The organism is bacterium, from assembly GCA_016703265.1.
In the GTDB taxonomy this organism is placed as follows: Bacteria; Krumholzibacteriota; Krumholzibacteriia; order LZORAL124-64-63; family LZORAL124-64-63; genus CAINDZ01.
The window spans coordinates 496,607-519,384 of record JADJCK010000004.1 but is presented as its reverse complement, the minus strand read 5'-3'; the positions used below and the strand labels follow the sequence as shown (position 1 = coordinate 519,384).

Below are 22,778 nucleotides of genomic sequence, written 5' to 3'. Positions count from 1 at the left end.
AAGGCGGCCGTCGCGGGCTGTGGGCCAAACCGAAATGTGACACGCAGCTTTGGGTGCGTGTCCCAGGTGTCCCGCCCACCCGACACCAATGATGGAAATTTTGAGCCGCGGCGATTCATTATTTGTCATCGTGTGCGCTTTGTTGCGCCGATCCCACTTGCGCCGGCGCAATTCATCCAGCCACGACCCAATCAGCGCTCTTAGCCGCCAACAACTCGCACCAACGCCCTACTGCCCCTTCACCCCGTTCTCCGTAACCACGACCCGACACGGCGACGCATCACCGCAGCTGTACCCCAGGGTCGCCCAATTCGTACCCCGCAACGAGGTCAGCGTAATGCCGTCGACGCCGAACTCGACCTCAGCAGTACTGGCGCATATCCGCGGGGGTCCACCCGCCCGACACCCGACCGGGCGAGACGTAGCAGCTCCTGCTGCCTTCCCCGTCGGATCCGTACTGGAGCGCCCACCCGCCCCCATCAAGCGCGGTAACGGCGATCTGTTCCGGCGTGAACTCGATGCCGATCGTGAACGGAAGCATTTCGGCCGTCTGCGGGCCCGTGTCGCCGGCAAACGCCAGACCCTCGAGAGCCGCGGTCGCGAATAGGATTGCGGGAGCAATTTGAAGTTCGCGGATATCTCCCTTCGGAGTCTACCCTTCTGATCTGGCACTTGGCTTCAGCGGTTAGCGCGCCTGGCGCGGGCCGCACCCTACAACGGCGGGCTCTTTCGGTCGTCTTTCGCGCCGCCGCCAAGTACGCGCTTGCTGATCTCCTTGGCCGTCGCGATTCCCCAGAATGCGAAGATCATCGTGCTCACAGTGACGACGCCGGACAAGGTCAGTGCGTAGTGTTCCGATCCGACCAGGCACGAAGTACAGCGCAATGGCGAGCAGAGCCTCTGAGGCGCCGAGAATGATGAACTGCTTCCCGCAAGCCGCATTGGCTTTCGTACCACACTTCGTCGTTTGCCAAGGTCTCGCCGACTCAACCCGTACCACGCATTGCGCTTCACCCGTCGGCGCAGGAGCGGCACGCCGAGCGCGACATACAAACAACCCTGCGGTTACGAAGACGACAAGGAACAGGGACATGGTTTTGGCCTCAGGATTCGTTGACCACCTTGCTTCAACAGTGGGCGATGTCGGCGCATCGCCTGCGCAAACAGGCACCGTGAACGGCGGCTTCGTCTGCTGCAAGCTCTGGCCTTGCGTCCGCTCCACGCAGGAATGCAGCTGTCCTTCAGATGCCAACCATCGAAGCCGGCAACTGCCACCTCAAACCCGCGAGAATGAACCACCCGCTGTAGTCTGCTTCAACTCCACACTGCCGTCTGAATCCCGCTGAAGCGACGCGTAGCCGATTCGGATTTCGTCGAACGTCGCGGGCGTGCGCCCAATGCCGCAACGATGGAGAGGTTCCTGAGAACGGAGCAATCCAGGGTCAACTGAGCATCCAACAGCGCGGTTACGGCATCCGCCGACCCGCTCCTGGTGTACCCGGCCGCGTTCGTGAAATCCGCGGATGCGGCCAGGTGCGCGACGCCGAATCCCGCACCGACACCGACGCGAAGGGATCCCCGGCAGAACAGAAAGCGTTCGCCGGCCACTTTCCAGATATCCAGCGGCACCTGGCCGTCCACGCTGTAGTCCGCGGAATGTCCGGTGACACCGCGCTGCAGCGTTCATAGACGAAGCCCGCCGCCCAGACCTCCCCAGTGCCACGCCGACCCCCGCCCGAACCAGATTGCCGGATTCGAGCTGGCCCGAATCAGGGGTGAACCCGCGATAGCTCGTGGTGCCGTCAGCCAGGCCCTCGAGCGAATACGAGCTGCTCCCGAGGCCGACCGCAATCCACGATTCGCCGGCGGCCGCGGCGGAGGCAAACACAAGAACTAGAATCAAGATCAGTACGTGTCGCATCTGTAGCCCCTATAGTGGCGACCCGTGTCAGGCCGCATAACACCTTGCTCCGGCAGTAGGCGCGTTCGGCGCGACGCTTGCGCAAGCAGGCGACGTGACAAGTGGCCTCGTCCGCTGCACGCTATTGTTATGCATCCGCGGCGCCGGATGAGCGTTGGGCTGCGCGCCAATCTCGTTGTGCGCCAGCCAGGGATGCGACATCAAGCGCCTCACGAACTCCAGAGCGCCACCTAGTCTCTCGGGACGCCTTGACGCTCGACCGCGCCGGCATCTCGCTTGGCCGGCCGAAGGAGCGCGATCGCTAGATAGGCCACGAGGACAAGGCCGGCAGTGATGACGCCCTTTCGCAGACCGCGAGCAAGGGATTCCTCTCCAATGAGGGGAAAGAACATCGCATTGGCCAGGAACACGCCTATCGCCACCATTGCCCCCTGTTCAAGTACCGCACGATTCTTCACACTGGCTCCCCGTTGGAATTGTTGTGATCGAACCATGAACCTACCCTCAGGCGAGCAGGTTCTAGCGTAGTTGGAGCTGTGTCAATGACACGCCTGACGGTCTCCGTCTGCATAGCACCTGGTTCAATAGTGCCGCCCACGTCATCCACGAACCCTCTACCGCCCCCCGCCCCACCTGCGCCCCCACAACCCCATCCCCCGCGCCCCATCCGCCAGCTCCATAGTATCCAGACTCGCCACCAGCGCCCCAACCCGATGGCTACCACCGCCACCCACCACTCGTGCGTCACGAGCGCGTACGCGTACGCCGCCATCACCGGCAGGTTGAGCACGGCCACGAGGATCTTGCGTCGGGTGCTGAACTTCAGGACGTGCGAACATCCGGGGCAGGCCCAGCGATCACCCCACCAGTTGAGCAGCCAATAGCGCCTGGCGCCCACCGGGGTGCCGCAGTTCGGGCAGGAGCGTCTGACAAACGGCATAGCGGACCCCTTTCATCGCATCATCGGCGATCGGGGCGGGATGGTCATCGGCCATGGCGTGGATCATAGCGCAACGCGCCGGCGGTTTCAACGCCAGGGCCCGTATGCCGGCGGCCCGGAGTGACCGCGAGCATGCGCGCGCCCGGGCCATTCATCATGTGCTCCTGTTGAGCCTGCCTGTCCCGGGTCGCTGGATCTTCTGCTTGATGCCGGCGAGCATTCCAGCGGTCCGGCTTGGTGGATCTTTTGAGGCGCGACCACTTGCGCCGGCGCAAGTGCTCACGAGACTGCGACATTTGTGGCGCATTCAGTGTAGTCCTCCGGCAGGTGCGGCACGACCGTGTAGGTCGCCACCCCGAGCGGGCGCGTCGCGGTGCGCAATGCATGCTCCACGACGGTCTTTTCCTTGCCGCGGCCGATGATGACCCGGTTCTTGGCCCAGCTGATTTCTCTAACCAATGGTGCGAGAATTGGCTTGTCGTGGTATTCGAGGAAAGACTGGCGCATCGGCCATATGTTCCGGGGCGAGCAATTCGGCGTAGCCCGTGGGGGCGTCGGGCCCCAAACTCGAAGTTGCGCCGGCGCAAGCGAATCCGGGGAGGTCACGCCGCCGACCCGCCGCCCGCAATCCATCCCTGCTCCCGCAGCACCCCTGCTGCGAGCCCGACCTGCGCGGCCCCGAAGCGTTGTTTGCCCTCGCCCCAGGCGTGAACGGACTCGACCAGCCCCTGCAGATCCGATGGGGCTTCCCGCGCCATGATCCAGTGGACGGTGGCCAGCAGCTCCATGGCCGACGGCGACTCGAACCCGTCCACCAGGCGCGCAACGCGATCAAAGCGGGCCAGTGACGCCGCCTGGCCGTCCAGGCACGCGGTCGCAAGGGCGACGGCTCCCGGCAGCAGCTCGAGGGGCTTATCGGGGTCGTCACCGCCGGCGCCGTAGCCCGTGACGTAGTGCCCCTCGATCGCATGGAGCACGTGCCGCAGGTTCTCGGCGTAGGGTCCGTAGTAGCCCTTGGTGAAGTTCAGGCGCAGGGCTCGCCGGCGGCCTGCATGAAGTACATGAGTTTGTGCACCTCGAGCAGCGTGACATAGGGGTCCATCAGGCCGCCGAGGTACTGCTCCATCAACTTGATGAGCGCCGCTCGACCCGTAGTCATCGGCGGCGCCTTGCCCGGCTGCGCGCGGACGACGGCCGCTGGCTCCCCGCGCGGCTCGAACAGGATCACGCGGACGCCCGGCAGGTCGCCCAGCGCACGCTCGATGCGCGGCTTGACCTCTTCCCACGCCAGCCCCCGAGTCCCGCGCCCAGCGGCGGCAGCGCGATCGAGCTTATGCCGCGCGCCCGGATCTCCGCAACCAGGGCCACGAGTCCCGAATCGATATCCTCCAGGGCGCGACTTGCCGCGCCAGTGCCGCTTTCGTGGGAAATTGATGATGAACCGCGGGTTGGTCAGTTGCCCGGTCTGGAACACGAACATCCGGCCCGGCCGCACCTCCTGGCGCTGGCAGGCAGCGGCGTAGGCATGGAAGTTCGCCGGCCACGACTTCTTGAACTGCAGCGCCACGCCGCGGCCCATGTGGCCGACGCAATTGACCGTATTGACGAGAGCTTCGGCGTCGGTCGCCAGCAGGTCGCCTGTCCTCGATTCGATCAACGCTGATCCTCCCTTCATCGGTAGTACCACGTCGGCGTGGTCTCGACGTTCGGTTCGTAGCCGCTTGCCGCCAGGATCTCGAGGGCCTGACCCCGCACCGTGTCCGTCGCGGCACCGATCTTGTCGATGAACTCGAACGGCAGTCGGTCGTGGATCAGGAACTCGGCCTGCTTGGCTTCCTTGACGGCCCGGTCCCGGAAGTCCAGCGACTCGATGGCCGTCCGGTCAAGTCGGTCCAGGTCCTGCCGCCGCGCGCTGAATTCCGCCAGCCTGTTCCCCGCATTGGTAAACGAAGAGGGCCCACGGCCGCCCTCGGCCTCGGCCCAATCGATGACCCGCGTCGCGTCCGCCCGCAGGTGCAGGATGGGCCACTGACCCCCGCGATAGGATAGATCCGCGTCGTTCCCGCGATGGATCACATACAGCATAACCGATCGAGGGCAGAAATTGAACGGAACGTAGTCCCCGACATGGGTCCCCGGATGCGGCGGTACCACGATCTCCTCGAGGCGCCGCTGCTTGATTCTGCTCATGCCGATGGACCGCTGCGGCCCTCCTTTGGCAGCCATCGCGGCGTCACTCAGCAGACAACCGCTGGCGACAATCGCGGCAAGATTGTCCACGTGGGTGATGTGGTAGATGGCGAGGGTTGTGCTCGGGCGTTCATATTCGGCCTGGGGAAACTGGTTGGTAACGGTCAGGTTGTTGCGGCAACTCCGCAGGCGGTTGCCGTCCGGATGTATATACTCCCACACTGCTGCTTCCGGCTGTTCTGAAATCGCCACGCCGGGTGTTTGCGATGGTTCTTTGACGTCTTCGCTGCCTCTTTTGTTGTTTAATTCTGCATGTTGACCATTCGCCACCTGCGTTGGCGCTCGCGTCCGTCAGCCCATCGACCGGAATCCCAAACTACCTTCGGAGCACCCCCGCCCCCGCACCGCCCGCCTGACCCTCGCCACCGCCTTGCGCAACCCCGGGTCCTTCGCGTCCAGCAGGTTGCCGGCCACGGCCGTGATCGCCACGCGCGAGCCGCGCCAGCTGATCACGTCGTCGAACACGTCCTGGTCCTTGCGCAGGCGCGCCACTTCGCGCAGGAACGGCGCTGCCAGCGCCTGCTCGTCCGGGCTGAACAGGTTGGCGATGACCAGTTCGGCGCACTCGAGGCCTGCGTATCCCTCGGCCAGTTGCCACTTCTCGGCGGCCGCGCCTTCGTCGGCCGGGGCGCTTGCAAACGCCCGGCGCGCCTCGGCCGCCACCTCGGGGTCCAGCTTGTGCTTGCCCGAACCGCCGAGCAGGCGGTCGGAGGTCGCCAGCGTCCGCATCATCGCATCGAACTGTGCCTGCCGTTCGGCGACCACGTCGCGCCGTGCGCGCTGCAGCAGCGTCGAGCCCGGCCCGGGCGGCCGCGCGACGAATACCTCCAGGTCGACGGTTTCCACCGGGCTGTCACCCTCGATTACCATCACCCCGGCGAACGTGGCCATCGTGTCGGTCGCATGGAAGTCGTCGGCGATCGTGCCATTGCCGGGATCGAATCGATAGAGCGCCACGGCCGACGCTCCGGCCCGGCGTCAACGTTCCAGTTCCGGGTGTCCTTCCGGCGCGCTCTCGGAGGCGTCGCGTGCGGTGGCATCCGCCATCCGCGGACACAGGCCACTTCTTCATCGCCCAAGGCACGGATCAACAGTTCGATCAGGGCGGTCTTGCCCCGGCGGGCCTCTGACCTGGATGATGGCGCGTTCGAACACGGTCGCTCCTCTCCGCGGTTTCATGGGCGGGACAGCCTGCCGCCGGCCGACTATAATACGCCTTGCGGCATGGTGGTTGCGGAATGACGCCCGACAGACTCGGGCCGCCGACCCACTCACATGCCGTGAGGTCGTCTTTGTTGATTTCCAGTCACTTGCGCCGGCGCAAGGCGTCCCAAGTTTGTGACGCGAATCACCCTCGCAGGAGCCCCGAATGTCCATCGACCGCAACCAGCCCTGCCCCTGCGGCAGCGGCCGCAAGTACAAGAAGTGCTGCCTGCCGAAGCAACAAGTGACGGCGGCTCCCGTCGAGGCCGGCTGGCTGCGCATGCGGCGCACCGAGGGCGAGCTTGTCGAGCGGATCATGGCGCTTTTCCACCGCGACTACGGCCGGGTGGCGTTCGACCTGGGGTGGGACGAATACACGCTGTGGACCGACGAGGCGCCCGACGCAGAAGAGTGGCCCGAGCTCGAGGCCGCCTTCGTCGCCTGGCTGCTGTTCAACTGGGAACCGGGTCGCCATGCGGCACGGCGCCGCCGGCGTCCGGACGGCCGGGTCACCACGGCGACGGGCGACGCGCTGCCCGCCGTCACGCCGGCCCGCCACCTGATGGCCAGGCGCGGCGGCGACCTGGACTCGTACGAGCGGCGCTGGCTGGAAGAGGCCTGCACCCAGCCGTACACTTTCTGCCAGGTGGTGGCGGTCGAGCCCGGCCTGCGGCTCGACCTGCGGGACCTGCTGCTGAAGCGCGACGTCACCGTGCAGGAGCGGCAGGCCTCGAAGACACTCAGTGCGGGCAACGTGATCTACACGAAGATCGTCAGTCTCGACGGCGAATCGGTGATGCTCGGCTGCGCACCGATCGTCCTGCCCGGCAACCGGGTGGGCATGATTCTGGAGGCCCGCGACCTGATCCTGCGCCGCCGCGGCAAGCCGATCGATCTGGTGCGTCGCCATGATGTTGAGTTGCGCGACCTCTACCTGGCCCTGCGCCGGGAGCAGATGGACCCCGCCCCGCCGGCCCTGACGAACACCGACGGCGACCCGCTGCAGATGACACGCCTGGACTACGAGCTGCGCTGCACGGTGCAGCAGGCCCTCGACGCGCTGCTCCCACTGACGGGCGAAGACGATGCCGGGGTCTTCGCCGATACGTTCGAGCGCGACGAGGCCGGCGCGCTGGTCTTCGCCTCGATCCCGTGGCTGCGCCCGACGCGTCCCGGCGGCTCCATGCAGAACACCGTGCTGGCAAACCTCGACCTGTCCGAAGGCCGCCTTTCCGTGCAGGTGAACTCGCAACAGCGGGCCGATGCCGCCCGCGAGCAGATCGCCGTGCGGCTGGGCGATCGTGCCCGCTTCAAGGGCGCCGTCATCGAGTCCATGGAACAGTTGCAGGCGACCGCTCGCGCCAATGCCCGGTCGCCCGAGGCCGTGAAGCGGCAGCAGGAGCAAGAGGCCCTTGAGCGGTCACCCGAGGCGCGCGCCCTGATGGAGAAGCTGGCGCGCCAGCACTGGGCCGCGTGGCCCGACAAATCTCTGCCGGCCCTGCGCGGCGACACGCCCCGCCAGGCAGCCCGCACGCCTGCCGGTCGCGAGCGTCTGGAGGCCCTCCTGCTGGAATTCGCGGGTCGCATCGAGCAGACGGGCGTGCCCGGCCCCGATCTGGACGCGCTGCGGCGCGACCTCGGTCTCGACCGTGAGTTGCCCGCGTCGTCCGCGCCGGCGCTGACGATTGCAGACCTCCGGCACTTCCTGCCGAAGCCGGGCCGCTCGACCGGCGCAACGTTGCCCCGTGTTGCGCGGCACCTGCAGTCCATCGTCGAGGTGGCCAGTTCCGTCGCCTCGGCCACTCCCGTGCCGACGCCGATCCCCTGCCGGCGCCGCCCCGGTCGCAAACCCTGCCCCGGCGAACTGCTCGCGCACCAGGACGCCGCGCGCGGTGACATCCACTGGACGTGCCCGGTTTGCGGTGATGTCGGCGAGATCCACAACTGGCAGGGCACGGCACACGACTTCGGCGACCGCCCGAACCTGCCGCCCATCGCGCGCATCAGCCTCGTGACGGGATTCCAGCGCCGCCCCGGCGACGAGGCGCAGCTCGCGGAAATCGTCTTTGCCGGCCCCAACGTGACGCGCGAACTCCGCTGCGCCGTGCTCGACAACCGCATCACCGAGCTGGAGGGCGAGTACGGCGATGCGCGCGCGGGCTCTCCCGTGCAGGTCGACCGCCTTGAGATCGAGCACGAGAGCGGCACGACGCACATCACGATCCTGAACCGCGCCATCATGCTGCTGCACGGCAATGACGAGGTGATGCGGCGGTTGCATCGGGTTTGTGTGGCGGTGGAGAAGGGTAAGGGTGGGCGGTCTTGACGATGGGACCGAATAAGGTATCATATATGGCACCACCCGATCCGGAGGTAACCCAGGTGAGCCTGAAGAAAGACATTCGCCCCGTCACCTACCTGAAGACGAGGGCCGCGGACCTCCTGAAGCAGGTGAACGACACCCAGCGCCCGGTGATCATCACCCAGAACGGCGAGCCCCGCGCGGTTCTCCAGGATGCGAAGAGCTACGAAGACATGCGCTATGCGCTGGGCCTGATGAAGCTGATCTCGCAAGGCGAGGAGGACGTCCGCCGGGACCGTGTCCGCTCCCAGGACGAGGTGTTCGCCAGGATCGCCAAGGCGGTCGACGGGAAATGACCAGGTCCTTCGAGGTCCACTGGGCCGCCGTCGCCGAGAACGACCTCCTGGGAATCATCCTCTACGTCGCCGATGACAGCCCGGGCACCGCCCTGAAGGTCCTGACCCGGATCAGGAACCGAACGGCCCGGCTCAAACAGTCACCGCTGCAGGGCCGCATCGTCCCCGAACTGCTCAGACAGGGCATCTCGCAGTATCGGGAAGTCGTGGTCGCACCCTGGCGGGTGATCTACCGGGTCGAAGGGCGCCGGGTCCTGGTCCTGTCCGTCATCGACTCGCGGCGGAATGTGGAGGACGTGCTGTTGGGGCGGTTGTTGCAGTAGGTGATGGAGGCATCAATGCCCCCCAGCGCCACCATGTGCTCCCAGTTTTCGCCGAAGTCGTACACGTACAGGAACAGCACGGGGTCGCCGCGCGAACAGTCAGCGCAAACACACCGGCCGCCTCAATGACATGGCCAACACCTGCCTTCAGTCACGCCATGCCGGTCCGCATCTCGAAGGTCATGGCCGGTACGATCCCTGCGCAGTCACCAGCTGCTTCTTCATCGCATAAAGAAGCGTCGCCAACCCGGCCAGAACGAACGGCGCTATGGCCAGGTACGGCAGATCCCACCCGCACATGCCGAATCCCAGCGGCATGAGAATGAGGTAGATCCCGAATTGGCCGTCGCGGCCGATCGTCGGGATCTGCTTCCGCACCAACCATTGCACGACGGCGATGGCACCGTTGACGACGATGACCGCGAGAATGCGTGAACCCAGATCATCCATCATCTGCTCCTGTCGAGGCTATCTGTCGTGACGCGACGGATCTTCACCGTACACCCGAAACGCCTCTCTCACCCTCGCCGCATCGTAGAGCGAACAATTCCAGTACCACTCGCCGCCCACCCACTCCAGGATCTCGGCGCCATGGTTTCCCGACGAGAAGTCGGGCTCGCAGGCGAGAAATGCGATAGTCCTGACCATATCCGAATCAGCGATCAACTCGCTCCCATCCTCGGTCACGAAGAACACATCGATGGTATCGCCGGCCGCCAATGCGCCCTCGGTCCTGTTCTGCAGGACTTCGACAATGGCGATGCGAGCCCTCGAGCTTGGATACCGGGCCTCGAGCTGACCCGGACGCGGGTGCATGCGCGGATGTGGATGCGGCACCGTGGGCGCCACGTGGAAGACGGTGCCGACGATGACCGCCGGCTGCTTGACCATCCACGCGTCAGTCGGCTCAGCCATTCCCAGGCCGGCAAGCGCCGCCCCGGCCGCGCAGGCGACGATGAACGCGGTGATTGTCGAATGGAGCTTCATGATCGTCCCTCTCGGCCCGCACCGGCATCAGCGGTGTGAATACTCCGTGCGGGCCCGCGTCTCAGTATACGCTCAACGTCAGGACGGCGTGCGTGTCAATCCAGCGCCCGTCGTGGTTGAGATCTGACCCTGGAATCGCAATTCGCAGCTGGTCTATGGTGAGCTCGACTCGCGACACCAGGGTGTCCGCCAGATCAACGCCCACGTGACCCGCCCTCGGCACCAGGGCGTCTATCCCGGGGTGATGGCCAGGGCCCATGTTCGCCCCGCCTTCCGCCGCCAGGACACTCAATCGCGTGTCGATCGTATCGGCAAGGCCGTTGGTGAACAGGTCGACAAAGCGCGCAAACGACGCCGGCGTACGTGAATCATAGGTCAAGGTGTCGCCCTGTTGATGCGCATCGAGATTCACGATGGCCAGGTAGCCCCGCGATCCGAGTGGTGCTGGACCAATGCTCAGGACGACATGGTCGACCGACTCTGCCCAGACCCCGAAGCCCCAGCCAAACGTCATGGTCGCCAGCGGCTTCGGCGTGCTGTCAAGTGGTGCTTCCGCCGGATTGTCACTACCGCATGCCGCGAAGAGCATCAAGCACGCGCATGCTGACGCCGCGGCAACCGATGTTGTTGTTCGACTAGTCACGGGACCTCCTGCCCCACTTGCGCCGGCGCAAGCCACAGGTCCTTGGCCACAGCCCTTCGTCGTCGATCGGAGCGGGACAGACGGCTTCAACCTGCTCGGCCCGCATCAACGTTCACGCACGTGCTTCGCGTAGAAGCCCGTGACTTCAGGCTTGCCCGCCGTGCCGCTTGCCACGCCAAGGGTCAGCTCAACGATTTCATCGTCCGATGCCTCCAACTGCAAGCCATTGGCCCGCAGAAAGATTTCGGCAACGGCCACGGCAACCCGCTTGTTGCCGTCGACGAACGGATGATTCGCGCAGAGGTGATAGTGGTAAGCGGCGGCCATGCTCGGCAGGTCCACATGCAGGTAGTTGCCGTCAAACATGGCCTTGGGCATCGCCAGGGCAGACTCCAGCAGGCCCCGGTCACGCAAGCCCGAGTCGCCGCCGAACTCGTCGACCATGCGACGATGAATGGTGATGGCATCGCCGACGCTGACGAAGATCAGCCCATCCATCACTGCGCCAGTCGCTTCAGCGCACCCTGTCTCTTCTTCACCACGTAGTCGAGATGGTCCTGAAGGTCGTCCGGCATCAATCGGCGGGGATTGGCCGGCGCGACAATCAACAGGCCATCCTGAATGGTCAGCTGAACCTGGCCGTCTTCCTCGAGCCCGAGAAGCTCCAGGATCGGCTTGTCGAGGATTAACGCGTTGCTGTTGCCTACTTTACGGAGTTGCTTGATCACTTTGACCCCCTTTGGTTATAACATAATTATAACCCAACTGAGTGAGGCCGTCAATACCGTGCGACGGAATCCCACTTCTCCGCAAGCAGTCGTATCGCCTCGTCTGCAGGATAGAACGCTTTCCCCAGGGGCCTTTTAGCGAAGCATGGAGTGTCGGCGAGTCGAGTTTCCAGCTCCCGGGGCCAGGCCTCATCCCAGCCTTCCGCTCGCTGATGGTATGGGGCCACTTTCGCAAAGTCGACCATGACGCCGAGCACCGATCGACTGGCGGTCTTGGCAACCAATGTCGGGACCATCGCGTCCACCTCGGCGCGCACCCAGTCACGTGGGACCGCCATGCCATCCAATCTCGCCGCGACAATGCTGGCGAGTCGCGCCGGCAGTCCGCGGACGTCGCGCGCCGGCTCCACGATGGGGAGCAACGACTTGGCGCTGACGAGCAACAGGAGAGGTCGCCTGTCGATGACCATGCGGTTTACGTACCAGTCACCGAGTGCCGTGTCGGACTCAATGGTTGCGGTCTCGGTTGGCCGCAGGGATTTCATCACCTTGGCTGTCGCGCGGAGGACTACCACTCGAAACCCCGATCGTCTCGACCACTCAATACCCTATACTCCGAAGCGTCACCAGGACCGAGACCGCAAGCGCCGCCCCAAGCGCCAGGAACCAGTGCCCCTCGATCTGCCCGTCCGACTCATTGCGGAACTCCGCGTGCTCGATCTCCGCAAGACCGATGACCTGTTCCTCATGACCGTAGTTCCCGCCAAGGTCCAGGACCAGCTTCTCGTCATCCAGCCGGAGAACCTTTCCCGATGCCGTCTCCCCGGAGTCAAGCACGAGGCGGACGGTGTCCCCCTCCCTGATCGCAGCCGCATCCTCGGGGATCCCCGCTCCCGGCCCGACCACCGGCACGGTTGCCTGCCTATAGGTGGCGCACCCGGAAAGGAACACACAAAGCGTGATGAGCCGGATGCGCCTCATGATGACCTGCCAACTCCCCGCCGCCACGACATCGTACGTCAGGCAGAATGGCGGCCACCATCTACCGGAACAGGCTCTTGACTGTGCCGAAGGCATCGCTCTCCCGGCCAACCGGGCAGTTGCCCGCGTTGATCCCCGCCACCGGCAGGCTGACATCGCCGGACGCTACGGCGCCCCGACGCAGGACACCGTTGCCCGTCAGGACCGGCAGACCGCCGGGCATGGACGGGATACTGGACGGGCCGATGTAGAAAAGCAACGCCTCCTGCACCTGGAGCAGGACGTGCATGGTTACCAGAACCACGGCTCCGTTTGCCGGCACCGTGAAGGGCGACGGGGCGGAGCACATAAAGTCGCTCGCGGGCCAATCCCCATCCGGTTCGGGACCGCATTCACTGTTGAAGGATGTCGTCAGGATGAAGTGCGGCGCTCCCGTCAAGGTGACCGAACACTCGAATCCATTCGTGGGACCAGAGGGGTTCATGAGCACGAGATACACCGGCACCGGCTGGAACGCCCCGACCACCGCGCAGTTGATGTTGCCCGCCGTATCGAAGTAGATGCCGAACGAATCCGCGCCCGGATCGATTCCCGCCAGCGCAGCCGGCGCCATCAAGCCCACAATCAACAGCACCCATAACATCTTCATGGTAGCCCCCTTCGCGGTTCATGATCCGCCCTGCACTTCATGCGGCCGTGCCGCCCCCTGTTCTTGTCGCATCATCGATGGTCGGGGCGGAATGGCCATCGGCCATGGCGTGGATCATATCGCATCATGCGGACCGATTCAATGGGCCCCCGACCCGGCGCGGCCGCGGACCTCTTGTGTGAGTTGTCTTCGCTGCGCATCGGTTGACCTATCAACCAGTTGGGCCCGCGGCATGCGCTCCAATCAGCGCATCCAGCCCCGCGAATCGTTGATAGGTCAACCAACCGGCGAAAGCGACCGGTGAAGAGAGAGACCCGCCCAACCGAAGCACGCGGCGGCGCGCAGATAGAATTCGCGCGCCAGGTCGTCCTTGCAGTGGCTGAAAATGACCAGATTCTTGGCCCAGCTGATTTCTGCAACCAACGGTTGCAGTTTTGCGTTGGCCGCGTCACACCAATAGAAATATCCAAATTGCGCGATTCGTCGACTTGCGCCGGCGCAATTCGGTGGGCCCAATCATCGCGTGTACGGACATCGAATTGAAGGGCGACGCCTCTTCCCCCGGCGCCGCCCCGCAGCTGGCCCCGGCTCAGAGATTGTCCTCGTCCACCCGTTTTGCCTTCTTCCCCTGCTCAACGGGCCTCTTCGCCTCCGTCGACAGGTACTGGATCTCCACCGGATGATCGACATCGATCGCGAAGTCCCCGATCGACATGCCGCGCACCTCGGCTCCCGACGCGATCATTCCCGTCTTGCCCTTGTTCAACAGGGCCAGCGGACAGAGGATCGCTCCCGTCGCCACGGTAGCACCAACCTCTGAGTCGCCGGCGTTGACCATCTGTCCCGTCAGCGGCACCGTTGTGCCGTCGACCGCCACCGTCGACCGGAACGAGAGCGCCAGGCGGCCCGCAATTCCTGCCATCTGCGCGCCCTTCGAATCATCCACGAACGCCACCACCGGCGCGCCCGCCTTGATCACCGTCTGGCCGTTCACCTGGACGCTGCTGCTCACAACGAGCACGATCTCCTGGCCCGTCTGCACGCTCTTGGCGCTGATCTCCTCGGTCGCCTTCACGACTACGACCGTGTTGTTTGGCAACCGCACGGGCTCCGCCTGCGCCGCCATGGCCATGATCATTGCCGCCGTCAGAATCATCGTGATCGATCTCGCCTTCATGTTCCATGCTCCTCGGTTGTGGACTTCAGGTGCGGGAATGTGACCAGGCAAACGCCGACTCCGCCCGCAGCACCCAGAATCAGCCGCATCATCAGGTTGCTCTCGTCGCCGGCCAGCCCGCGCGCCCACGGCTCGGCCACCGCAACCACAAGCAGCGCCAGCCCGATGCGCCGGGCGCAGCGGCGCGGCCTCAGCCACGGCATCGCCAGCGCCATGGCCGCCACGCCCAGGTATCCCGCCGTACAACGCGCACACAGCGCCGACGGCCGTCCAGCCACCCACACGCACCGACTCGGGTACTGGTGGCAGATGTGCGACAGCATCCTGTAGGCACCCTCGCCCGCCGGATAGCCGCGCACGGCCTGCAGTGCGGGCGCCGCAAGGGAAGACAGCGTCAACGTCAGGGCTGCGCAGCCGAGCCCCAGTCGCAGTGCTCCGGAAAGCGCGCCAACCAGCGGCGAGCACTTACGACAAGGGATACGACACATTGTGTGCTGCCATTCGAGATCAAGTTCATCCACGATTTTGGTCACTGGCGCGACGTACGCGCGCAGCGTTCTCTGTCGGAATCATCAAGGATCAGCGTTCCGTGCGACGGAATGGTCACACGTTCTTCGATGGTGCGCGCCTCGCTCATCACCGACTTCACCCCGCCAAACACTCGGCATTACTCACGAATTTTTCGAAATGCAGTCTTGAACACCGCGCGCACTCGCTCGACAATACTTGGCGATTAGTCCGGCTGCCCCATGTTGCCGGAATGAAGCAGACCCATGAATATCCAGGAGGCTCTTGTGAAAAAGTCCGTCGTCCTTCTCTTCACCTTTGCCGCGATCGCGTTGCTCGCCTTTGCTACACCCGCCAGCGCCGCCGGCGGCGGCCTCAAGGCTGGCCTGACGATGTCGACGTTCACGGGATCCGATGCCGAACTCGTCGGCGTGGATCCTGACTATCGCATGGGCTTTGCATTCGGCGGCTACCTCAATCACGCGCTGTCGCCCACGCTGTCATTCCAGCCCGAAGCGTACTACGCCATGAAGGGCGCCAAGTACGAAGACGGCGGCGAGAGCCTGACATTCAAGTTCGCCTACCTGCAGATCCCCCTGCTGCTCAAGATGCAGCCCGAGGGCAGCAACTTCTTCTTCTACGGTGGTCCGGATGTGGGCATCAACCTGAGCGCGAAGGTTGAAGCCGAGGCCGACGGCATCAGTGCCGAGGAGGATCTCGACGAGATCAAGAGCCTCGACTTCGGCCTCACGTTCGGTGCCGGCGTGGCGATGGAAAAGTTCAGCCTCGAGGCCCGCTACACGATCGGCCTGTCGTCGTTCGACGACACCAGTGATCCCGACACCATCAAGAACAGCGGCCTGATGCTCCTGATCGGCATGGGGCTGTAGTCTAGCCGGGGACTGGACCTCCCTCTGGCTCCGAGCCCGACCGCCTGTGGGTCGGGCTCGTGCCTTTGGGCGTGACCGCGGCGGCGGGGCGGCGGTCGAATACATCTGACTGATATATTGTTATCGCGGCCGCGGGCCTCTTGTGTGAGTTGCCGTTGCTGCGCATCGGTTGACCTATCAACCATATCAGCCAGCACAGCGCGCCGATTCAACCCACCCATTTGGTTGATAGATCAACCAACCGGCGAAAACAACCTGTGAAGAGAGACCCGCGCCCGCTCGCCACCATAACCGGCACACCCAGCCACCCTCTCTTTTCATGGCCTTCGCGCCACCCCACGTCCTGGGGGCTGGATGGGGGGCCGGGCACTATATAACTCCGATCAATTCTTGATATGCCTTTGGGTGTGAAATTTGGATGTTTCGCCACTTGCGCCGGCACAAGTCCCGGCACAAGTCCCTGCACAAGTCCCTGCGGCCCAGGGCGTTCCTTCACTGGCCGGCGCCCCATCCCGCCAGGCGGCCTCGCCGCACCGCCATGAAGGCGCGGCAGGGCACCAAGCTTGACAAGAGCCAGACCGGCGCTATACTTCACCATATGGTTAATCAACTCACACAACAGCTGTCGCGACCCGACGCCGACCTCGACGCCGTCTTCAAGGCCCTGGCCCACCCCGCCCGTCGCGCCATGCTGGAGCGGCTGGGCCGGGGCGAGGCCACGGTCGGCGAGCTGGCGGCCCCCCTGGGCATGTCGGCGCCCGCGGTGACCAAGCACATCCGCGTGCTGGCCAACGCGCACCTGATCACGCAGGGCCGCAGTGCCCGGTGGCGTCCCTGCCGCCTGGAAGAGGCGCCGCTGCAGACCGCTACCGACTGGCTGGCTGAACAGAGAAAAACGTGGGAGTCCCGGCTCGACCGCCTGGAGGCCCACTTGCGCACCATGGACGATTCCCCGAAAGGAACCGCCGATGACAACGCCTGAGAACGAACGCGACGTGGTCCTTCGCCGCGAGATCCCGTTCGCGCGCGCCCTGGTCTGGAAGGCCATCACCGACCCCGCCCACATGCAGCAGTGGTGGGGCCCCGACGGCTTCACCATCGAGAACCTGACGATGGACCTGCGCGTCGGCGGCACCTGGATCTTCGACATGGTCGGCCCCGACGGCACCCGCTACCCCAACCACTCGGTGTTCACCGAGATCGTGCCCCCCGCACGCCTCATCTATGACCACGGCGACGGCCAGCGCATCTGGTTTATCGCCTCGATCCTCCTCGACGAGACCGCCACCGGCACCATGGTGACGCTGCGCCACCTCTTCCCGAGCCGCGAGTCGCGCGACGAGGTCGTCACGAAGTACGGGGCCATCGAGGGTGGGAAGCAGCATCTGGCGAAGATGGAGGCTTATGTGCGGGAGCATTTGGCGTAGTTTGGCCGTCTCTCTCGTCAGGTCACTTTGGTGGGTTTTGACATTGTCCGATAAGGGGCCCTTCGTTTCGGCCCTTTATTGGACAACCTCATTTCGGGCCCAGGAGAACATGGCGCGACACCCGCACGAACGCGCCTCACGCACCTACCCCCTGCCCTCCAGCCCCGACGATCCCAACAGCCGCCCCCCCGCCTCGCCACCCATCGCATCGGCCGTGAGCAACCGCGCATCGCCGTAGAGTTGGTGAGTATCCCGCCAACTGATCGCCACGTCGGCGAACGCCGCCGCCTGCGCGCCGCCGCGCTCGAGGTAGTGCGACGGCGCCAGCGCGCACAGCCAGATGCGCGGGCACGTCTCGCCGAACAGTGCCGGCAGGCGTCGGCGGTCTTCGCGCGCGACGTTGGCCGTCATGACGTCGAACGGCGCGCCGATCTCCGCCTCGATGAGGATCAGGTCGCGCGCACCGAACAGGCACACATCGAAGGTGCGCTGCGCCGAGAACTCGGGCGGACGCGCCTTCCTGCCCTGGTGCCACAGGAAGTCGCGATACAGGTACACATCGGCGGCCGCTTCCCAGTCGCCGGCCGCGTCGCACTCCACTGCCTGCATGCGCCCCTGGGCCAGGTCGCGCAGCCGTCGCACCAGCGGCAACGGATCGCGCCGCGCGTGCTCGGCCAGAGCACCGCAATAGAACCGCTTCTCGCGCGTCAGGTCGGACCAGTCGTAGCCCTGCAGGTAGGCCTGGGGCATGGCGGACTCCTTGGGGTGGGCAGCCGGGTTCCATGATCGGTTGCGGGCGTTCCGTGCGACGGAACGGCAGGGCCGCACTCAACACCGATGGTCCGTTGGGTTCAGCCGCGCTGCGCGATGCTATTTGCAAGAAGCGGGCGAGGCTCGTGAGATAGATAATCAATCACAATATCAAGCGCACCATCACGCGAAGCGGCGGCCGCCACGGATTGCCGCGCCCCGCGGTGTATCCAAGTTGATCTTCCAAGGTATGTCAGGTCCAGGATACCTGGCTCCGCCGGGCGGACATCATGCATAGCGTTGCACGGGGCGCGTGCTTCGCGACAAGGCTGCAGTTGTACAATCGGGATGGGGGCGTTTCGGATTCGTCAATTTTCTGCAAGGAGCTACGGCAGGCTGCGCTTGTAGACGATCGGCCCGGATGCGACGGTGTTCCAGGTCCACACGCCCATGGTGAAGTCCTGATCCAGGTAGTGGACCTTTTCGGTCGTCGCCGGTGCCAGCGTGCCCCGCTCGATGGCCTCGAGCGCCTCGCGGCCGGGCCCGGACCGGAACGCCAGCCAGGGGGCGTTGAACTTCCTCGTGCCGCCGCGGGCGCGCGTGATCAGTTCCGGCTTTCCGTCCCGTTCGATCTCGCACTGGGCCATGTAAACCGTCTCGCCGCCGATGATCCAGATCTCCAGGCGCAGCACCTTCACGGCGCCCGCCGCGACCTGCTCGTACACGTCCTGGACCGCGGCGATGCCCTCCTCGGCGCTGCCGCCCACAGCCGGCGCATTGAAGCGCGCGCCGGTCATCGGCGCCTCGACGACGGGATCCCCGTTCAGGGTGCGGCCGGTCGGCTGCAGGGTGAAGCCGTCGCTCCCCACATCCGTCACCCGCCACAGCGCCAGGGCCGCCACGACAACCACCACCGCAACCGGCAGCACGCGTGTCCGCAGGGGGTGGTAGCTGAAGTTGTGGTTCAGCTCGCGCAACAGCTCGCGCTTGAAGTCGTCGCTCGGCCGGCCCCGGTAGTCCGATTCAGCCATCAGCGCGCGGATGTCGCCGTCATCGTCGTCGTCCGGGCGCGTCGTCTGCTGGTCGTTCATTCCGCCTCCTCCCTGGGCCTTTCACAGGGCCTGTCTCCGGGCTTGTCACCGGGCGCAACCGCGGGGTCGATGCCGCGGCGCCGCAGCTGCTGTCGCAGCGCCTCCCGTCCGCGGCGCAGGCGCGTCTTCACCGTGCCCTCGGGCGTTCCCAGCACGGCGGCGATCTCGACGGTCGTCATCTCTTCCCAGTAGTGCAGCAGGAAGATCTCCCGGCTCAACGCATCCAGGCTGGCCACCGCTGTCCGCACCGCGAGCTGCCGCTCGGTCAGCACGATCTCGGCCAGCGGATTGATCCGCGCATCGACGATCGTCAGGTCCGGCTCGTCCAGGTTCACCGAGCGCGCGGCCATCGCCACATGCTGCCGCACCAGGTTCAGGGCGATGCGATACAGATAGGCCCCGAACGTCACGCCCTGCCACCGGAATCGCCACAGGTTGCGCTGGGCGCGCAGGAACGTCTCGCTGGTCAGGTCTTCCGCCACCTGGGGGTCGAGGGTGCGTCGCAGGCAGAATCGATAGACCCCATCGCAATACTTTGCATAGAACCGGCGGAAGTCCTCCGGATCCAGGCGCGCCAGGATCAGCCAGCGCTTCTCGATTGTCAGTTCGGAATCGTGCAAGTCCTGTCCGTCTTTGTCCGACCGCCGGCCCGGCGCGCTACCCATGACAATCGCCGGGGAGCGATTTCGGATTCAGGGTTCTGCGCCCGCGGGATCACCGATACCGCGCCTTCACCTCGCCCCAGGAACTGGATTCGGTGGCCAGCCCGGCCTTCATATCCTGCGTCAAGTCCAGCTGGCCGCGCATCTGGAAGTACGGCTTCGTCACGCCGCCCACGACCGAGTCGCGCGCCGTCACATAGAACTTGATGGTGCCCTGCACCTTCGAGGTCGCGTAGAGCGGCCCGTGATCGAAGAGCACCACCACGTCGTACAGCGCGCACCACGTGTCGGGAATCGGGTCGGTGCCCGACGAAGTGCCCCACGTCCCCTGGCGGGCGAACGTCTGGAAGGCGATCGACTGCACGCCCGGCACCAGCGCCCCGTTCGGGTCGGTCACGTCGTTCCGGGAGAACATGCGCTCATGGATGCGCCGCTCCTCGGTGACATCCAGGGTCGGCCCCAGGGACGGGAACAGCGCGACCGTGCTCGGCTGCAGGATCGTGACGCAGTCCGGGTGCAGCAGCTTCAGGAATTCGTCGTAGTCCATCGTCTCGTAGGTGGACATGACGTTCGCCATCAGCTTGTCTGCCGTGTCGGGGAACGGCAAGGTGGTCGGCCTCCAGTCGTCCTGCGGTATATCCGGAGCCGTCTCACCGCACCCGCCAGCCATCACGACCAGGCCGACCAGGCACACGGCAACGGCCACGCGACGCACCCTCATCGGAACAACGCCTTCACGGATCCCCAATTCACACGCTCCACGGCTTTGTCGGCAGCGCCGGCATCCTTGTCCCCGTTGGTCTGGTCGAGTTGCCCGACCAGCTGGTAGAAGCGACGATTCACGCCGTCGACCAGCGAATCGCGATAGGTGGCGTAGAACCTGATCGTGCCGTCGACCCGCAGCAACGTGTGGTTCTGCCCGCGATCAACGCTGAAGGCGACGTAGTAGCTCGCACACAAGGTGTTCGGGATCGGATCATCGGCCGGCGACAGGTCCCAGACCGTGTCCTGCATGAAGCCGTTGATCCCGATGCGCTCGACGGCAGGCACCGGCGCACCTTCAGGATCGGTCACGAGGTGCCCCGAGAACATGCGCTCATGGATCCGGCGCTCCTCGACGGCATCGAGCGTCGGCCCCACGTCGGGGAACTGCGCGACGGTGCCCGGCTGCAGGATCGTGACGAAGTCCGGATGCAGGAGGGCCGCGTAGTCGCCGGCACTCATCCGGCTGTAACTGGTCAGAAAGTTGGACATGAGGACCCAGGTACTGTCCGGGAACGGCAGCGCCAGCAGTTCATAGTGAACCGAGAACGTGAACGTCGCGCCTTCCGCCACGGCCCAGCTGTAGGCCTCGGGCGTGTAGTACGTCTCCACATCGCCCCACGTGACCGTGTACTCGCCGATCAGCACCTCGCCGAGATCCTGGTCCTCGACGCCCGCCTGGCTGAATCCGTCCGGCCCCGTCACCAGCCACGAAGCGCCGATGCCGTCGGGCGTGACATCGACGGTCAGGTTCCCGGTGATGGGCGTGTACGTTCCGCTGAACGTCAACGCACTGCCGGCAACCAGCGTCTGCGTCTGAGTCTCGGGATCCGGCCGGCGCCAGCTGGCGGTCTGCAGCCAGTTCACATGGTAGATACCGGGCGGCAGGTCACTGATGACCAGGTCGCCGGCGCCCTCCCCGACCAGGCCCTCGGGCCCGTACAGCTGCCACGGCGCCGCGATCCGGTCGGGCTCGGCGTCGATCGTGATGGTCGCCACCGCCGGGGCATAGGTTCCCCCGAACACGAGCGTGTCGTCGCCGTCCAGCGCCTGCGTCACGACCTGCGGATCCGGCGCGTGCCAGCCGGCGACCGCGCCCCAGGTCAGCGTGTAGCTGCCCGCCGACTTGTTCGGCAGCGTCGCCGCCCCCGTGCCCGAACGCGAGATCCCGTACGGCCCCGCCAGCTGCCACGGAGCGGCAAGCGAATCGGGCGCCACCTGGATGGCGATCGTGCCGAACTGCGGCGCATTGGGTTCCGTGCTGTCGCAGGCGGCCAGGTTGACCAGCAGGCCGGCCGCCGCGAGGGGCGTTAACAGGAGTCGTGGGCGCATCATTTGATCCCCTTGAGCAGGGCGAACAGGTCGCGATCCCGCGATGATAGCACATTTCGGCCGGCCGCGGAACCGGCAAGCAGACTCTCCAGTCGGGATATTGCCGCCCCCCGGCTGCGCGCCTACCATGTTGCCGAATCCACATTCGCCGTCGGCCCACCCCGGCAAGGAGCCCCAATGCGCTCTCTTCGCGCCGCCCAGGCCTTGACCGCCCTCGCCATCCTCCTGTCCCTGGCCGCCTGCGCCACAGTCCCTCGCGAAGTCGTCGAACTCTCCCATGTGATGGGCGCCGACCTCGACGAGGTGCAGCGCTCGCACGAGGCGCTCATCCGGCTGCACTTCGCCGACTTGCGCCGGCGCACCGACGACTTCCTCGTCACGCAGTGGCAGCCGGCGTACCTCAGGGAGTTCATCACCGAGGGCAACCTCACCGGGCTGGCCACGCCGCCCGTGGTGCTCGCGGCGTCTGGCTGGGCCGTGGCGCTGAGGCTCTGATCGCGCCGCTCGATGCGCGACGAGTGCTCGATGCCGTGGGCGCCGTTCCACCGCCGCGCACGGCGAACGCCACCATCCCGCGCCCTGAGCGTGGGCCGGCTGGGCGCCTGGGACTGCGGCGGCGTTGCCAGGGCTGCCCGGGATGCCGCCAGCCGGGCATGCCTCGCGCCGAGCCGCTTGTGCCACCGCGAGTTGCGACGCAGCTGGAGCTGATCCACCAGGCCGGTGCTGCGGATATCCGCGCGCTCAAGCCGCAGTTGTCGGACCCAGGCCTTCAACGCGCTGCTGAAGGCCGTGAAGGCAGGCCGCCGAGGCGCGCTGCGCCGGCGCATGGGCTGGGCCGCCCCCCCCCCCCCCGCACGATGGCCCGGGGCGCGCCGCAGGGCCGGTCGCCCTGAAGGC

General features: G+C 65.6%; 29 protein-coding genes and 1 pseudogene. 7 read left to right on the top strand and 23 right to left on the bottom strand.

Features of this window, described 5'->3' with window-relative positions:
• Window positions 1-1,314: 1,314 nt before the first annotated feature.
• From IPG61_09635 to IPG61_09605, 7 genes and pseudogenes are all read right to left on the bottom strand, one after another.
• Window positions 1,315-1,641, bottom strand: a complete 327-nt coding sequence (locus IPG61_09635) for a hypothetical protein (protein MBK6734337.1) — start codon at window positions 1,639-1,641, stop codon at window positions 1,315-1,317.
• Window positions 1,642-2,151: 510 nt separating this feature from the next.
• The gene (locus tag IPG61_09630; GenBank protein ID MBK6734336.1) at window positions 2,152-2,379 is read right to left on the bottom strand and encodes a hypothetical protein; all 228 of its coding nucleotides are present in this window, start codon (window positions 2,377-2,379) and stop codon (window positions 2,152-2,154) included.
• 399 nt (window positions 2,380-2,778) lie between these two features.
• Window positions 2,779-2,928 carry a hypothetical protein gene (locus IPG61_09625; protein ID MBK6734335.1) on the bottom strand — a complete coding sequence of 50 codons (150 nt, stop codon included), beginning with the start codon at window positions 2,926-2,928 and terminating at the stop codon, window positions 2,779-2,781.
• 212 nt (window positions 2,929-3,140) lie between these two features.
• A complete protein-coding gene (locus tag IPG61_09620; protein ID MBK6734334.1) occupies window positions 3,141-3,494 on the bottom strand; it encodes a hypothetical protein in 354 nt (117 codons plus the stop codon).
• Window positions 3,464-4,518, bottom strand: a pseudogene (locus tag IPG61_09615) (macro domain-containing protein). The gene IPG61_09620 and the pseudogene IPG61_09615 overlap by 31 nt, the downstream one beginning before the upstream one ends.
• Before the next feature lie 14 nt (window positions 4,519-4,532).
• A complete protein-coding gene (locus tag IPG61_09610) occupies window positions 4,533-5,159 on the bottom strand; it encodes a DUF4433 domain-containing protein (protein MBK6734333.1) in 627 nt (208 codons plus the stop codon).
• 243 nt (window positions 5,160-5,402) lie between these two features.
• Window positions 5,403-6,068: a hypothetical protein gene (locus tag IPG61_09605; GenBank protein ID MBK6734332.1), complete on the bottom strand. Its 666-nt coding sequence runs from the start codon at window positions 6,066-6,068 to the stop codon at window positions 5,403-5,405.
• A 412-nt stretch (window positions 6,069-6,480) separates the two neighbouring features.
• On the opposite strand from IPG61_09605, the gene IPG61_09600 reads away from it, so the two are divergent.
• The 3 genes from IPG61_09600 to IPG61_09590 are packed head-to-tail and all read left to right on the top strand — an operon-like array spanning window position 6,481 to window position 9,295.
• Window positions 6,481-8,640, top strand: a complete 2,160-nt coding sequence (locus tag IPG61_09600) for an SEC-C domain-containing protein (GenBank protein ID MBK6734331.1) — start codon at window positions 6,481-6,483, stop codon at window positions 8,638-8,640.
• 56 nt (window positions 8,641-8,696) lie between these two features.
• A complete protein-coding gene (locus tag IPG61_09595; protein MBK6734330.1) occupies window positions 8,697-8,972 on the top strand; it encodes a type II toxin-antitoxin system Phd/YefM family antitoxin in 276 nt (91 codons plus the stop codon).
• The gene (locus IPG61_09590; GenBank protein MBK6734329.1) at window positions 8,969-9,295 is read left to right on the top strand and encodes a type II toxin-antitoxin system RelE/ParE family toxin; all 327 of its coding nucleotides are present in this window, start codon (window positions 8,969-8,971) and stop codon (window positions 9,293-9,295) included. Before IPG61_09595 ends, IPG61_09590 begins: the two co-directional genes overlap by 4 nt.
• A gap of 180 nt (window positions 9,296-9,475) precedes the next feature.
• On the opposite strand, the gene IPG61_09585 is transcribed toward IPG61_09590, so the two are convergent.
• The 11 genes from IPG61_09585 to IPG61_09535 all read right to left on the bottom strand — a co-directional run bounded on the left by IPG61_09585 (window position 9,476) and on the right by IPG61_09535 (window position 14,858).
• Window positions 9,476-9,748 (bottom strand): hypothetical protein, encoded by a 273-nt coding sequence (locus IPG61_09585; protein MBK6734328.1) that lies wholly within the window; start codon window positions 9,746-9,748, stop codon window positions 9,476-9,478.
• Between the two features lie 15 nt (window positions 9,749-9,763).
• Entirely contained in the window at window positions 9,764-10,282 is a 519-nt protein-coding gene (locus IPG61_09580; GenBank protein MBK6734327.1) for a hypothetical protein, read from the bottom strand.
• 61 nt (window positions 10,283-10,343) lie between these two features.
• The gene (locus IPG61_09575) at window positions 10,344-10,874 is read right to left on the bottom strand and encodes a hypothetical protein (GenBank protein MBK6734326.1); all 531 of its coding nucleotides are present in this window, start codon (window positions 10,872-10,874) and stop codon (window positions 10,344-10,346) included.
• Between the two features lie 156 nt (window positions 10,875-11,030).
• Window positions 11,031-11,423, bottom strand: coding sequence for a type II toxin-antitoxin system death-on-curing family toxin (locus tag IPG61_09570; GenBank protein ID MBK6734325.1), 393 nt, complete (start codon window positions 11,421-11,423; stop codon window positions 11,031-11,033).
• Complete coding sequence (locus IPG61_09565) at window positions 11,423-11,653, bottom strand: AbrB/MazE/SpoVT family DNA-binding domain-containing protein (GenBank protein ID MBK6734324.1); 231 nt, start codon at window positions 11,651-11,653, stop codon at window positions 11,423-11,425. Before IPG61_09565 ends, IPG61_09570 begins: the two co-directional genes overlap by 1 nt.
• A 50-nt stretch (window positions 11,654-11,703) precedes the next feature.
• Window positions 11,704-12,201, bottom strand: a complete 498-nt coding sequence (locus IPG61_09560; protein ID MBK6734323.1) for a hypothetical protein — start codon at window positions 12,199-12,201, stop codon at window positions 11,704-11,706.
• Between the two features lie 52 nt (window positions 12,202-12,253).
• Window positions 12,254-12,634: a hypothetical protein gene (locus IPG61_09555; GenBank protein MBK6734322.1), complete on the bottom strand. Its 381-nt coding sequence runs from the start codon at window positions 12,632-12,634 to the stop codon at window positions 12,254-12,256.
• A gap of 61 nt (window positions 12,635-12,695) precedes the next feature.
• Window positions 12,696-13,277 carry a hypothetical protein gene (locus IPG61_09550; GenBank protein ID MBK6734321.1) on the bottom strand — a complete coding sequence of 194 codons (582 nt, stop codon included), beginning with the start codon at window positions 13,275-13,277 and terminating at the stop codon, window positions 12,696-12,698.
• Window positions 13,278-13,559: 282 nt separating this feature from the next.
• Window positions 13,560-13,799, bottom strand: coding sequence for a hypothetical protein (locus IPG61_09545; protein MBK6734320.1), 240 nt, complete (start codon window positions 13,797-13,799; stop codon window positions 13,560-13,562).
• Between the two features lie 73 nt (window positions 13,800-13,872).
• Window positions 13,873-14,460: a hypothetical protein gene (locus IPG61_09540; GenBank protein MBK6734319.1), complete on the bottom strand. Its 588-nt coding sequence runs from the start codon at window positions 14,458-14,460 to the stop codon at window positions 13,873-13,875.
• Window positions 14,457-14,858 (bottom strand): DUF2085 domain-containing protein, encoded by a 402-nt coding sequence (locus IPG61_09535; GenBank protein ID MBK6734318.1) that lies wholly within the window; start codon window positions 14,856-14,858, stop codon window positions 14,457-14,459. The genes IPG61_09540 and IPG61_09535 overlap by 4 nt, the downstream gene beginning before the upstream one ends.
• Before the next feature lie 396 nt (window positions 14,859-15,254).
• Here IPG61_09535 and IPG61_09530 point away from each other — a divergent pair, with 396 nt between their 5' ends.
• The 3 genes from IPG61_09530 to IPG61_09520 all read left to right on the top strand — a co-directional run bounded on the left by IPG61_09530 (window position 15,255) and on the right by IPG61_09520 (window position 17,284).
• Window positions 15,255-15,857, top strand: coding sequence for a PorT family protein (locus IPG61_09530; protein ID MBK6734317.1), 603 nt, complete (start codon window positions 15,255-15,257; stop codon window positions 15,855-15,857).
• Between the two features lie 598 nt (window positions 15,858-16,455).
• Window positions 16,456-16,839 carry a helix-turn-helix transcriptional regulator gene (locus IPG61_09525; GenBank protein ID MBK6734316.1) on the top strand — a complete coding sequence of 128 codons (384 nt, stop codon included), beginning with the start codon at window positions 16,456-16,458 and terminating at the stop codon, window positions 16,837-16,839.
• Complete coding sequence (locus IPG61_09520; GenBank protein ID MBK6734315.1) at window positions 16,826-17,284, top strand: SRPBCC domain-containing protein; 459 nt, start codon at window positions 16,826-16,828, stop codon at window positions 17,282-17,284. Before IPG61_09525 ends, IPG61_09520 begins: the two co-directional genes overlap by 14 nt.
• Window positions 17,285-17,428: 144 nt before the next feature.
• On the opposite strand, the gene IPG61_09515 is transcribed toward IPG61_09520, so the two are convergent.
• The 5 genes from IPG61_09515 to IPG61_09495 all read right to left on the bottom strand — a co-directional run bounded on the left by IPG61_09515 (window position 17,429) and on the right by IPG61_09495 (window position 21,884).
• Window positions 17,429-18,034 carry a hypothetical protein gene (locus tag IPG61_09515; protein ID MBK6734314.1) on the bottom strand — a complete coding sequence of 202 codons (606 nt, stop codon included), beginning with the start codon at window positions 18,032-18,034 and terminating at the stop codon, window positions 17,429-17,431.
• 386 nt (window positions 18,035-18,420) lie between these two features.
• Window positions 18,421-19,125 carry a hypothetical protein gene (locus tag IPG61_09510; protein MBK6734313.1) on the bottom strand — a complete coding sequence of 235 codons (705 nt, stop codon included), beginning with the start codon at window positions 19,123-19,125 and terminating at the stop codon, window positions 18,421-18,423.
• On the bottom strand, window positions 19,122-19,745 hold the full coding sequence (locus tag IPG61_09505) for a sigma-70 family RNA polymerase sigma factor (protein MBK6734312.1): 624 nt from the start codon (window positions 19,743-19,745) through the stop codon (window positions 19,122-19,124). The genes IPG61_09510 and IPG61_09505 overlap by 4 nt, the downstream gene beginning before the upstream one ends.
• A gap of 94 nt (window positions 19,746-19,839) precedes the next feature.
• Window positions 19,840-20,508: a hypothetical protein gene (locus IPG61_09500; protein MBK6734311.1), complete on the bottom strand. Its 669-nt coding sequence runs from the start codon at window positions 20,506-20,508 to the stop codon at window positions 19,840-19,842.
• On the bottom strand, window positions 20,505-21,884 hold the full coding sequence (locus IPG61_09495) for a hypothetical protein (GenBank protein ID MBK6734310.1): 1,380 nt from the start codon (window positions 21,882-21,884) through the stop codon (window positions 20,505-20,507). The genes IPG61_09500 and IPG61_09495 overlap by 4 nt, the downstream gene beginning before the upstream one ends.
• A 174-nt stretch (window positions 21,885-22,058) precedes the next feature.
• Here IPG61_09495 and IPG61_09490 point away from each other — a divergent pair, with 174 nt between their 5' ends.
• On the top strand, window positions 22,059-22,376 hold the full coding sequence (locus IPG61_09490; protein ID MBK6734309.1) for a hypothetical protein: 318 nt from the start codon (window positions 22,059-22,061) through the stop codon (window positions 22,374-22,376).
• The last annotated feature ends 402 nt before the right edge of the window (window positions 22,377-22,778 follow it).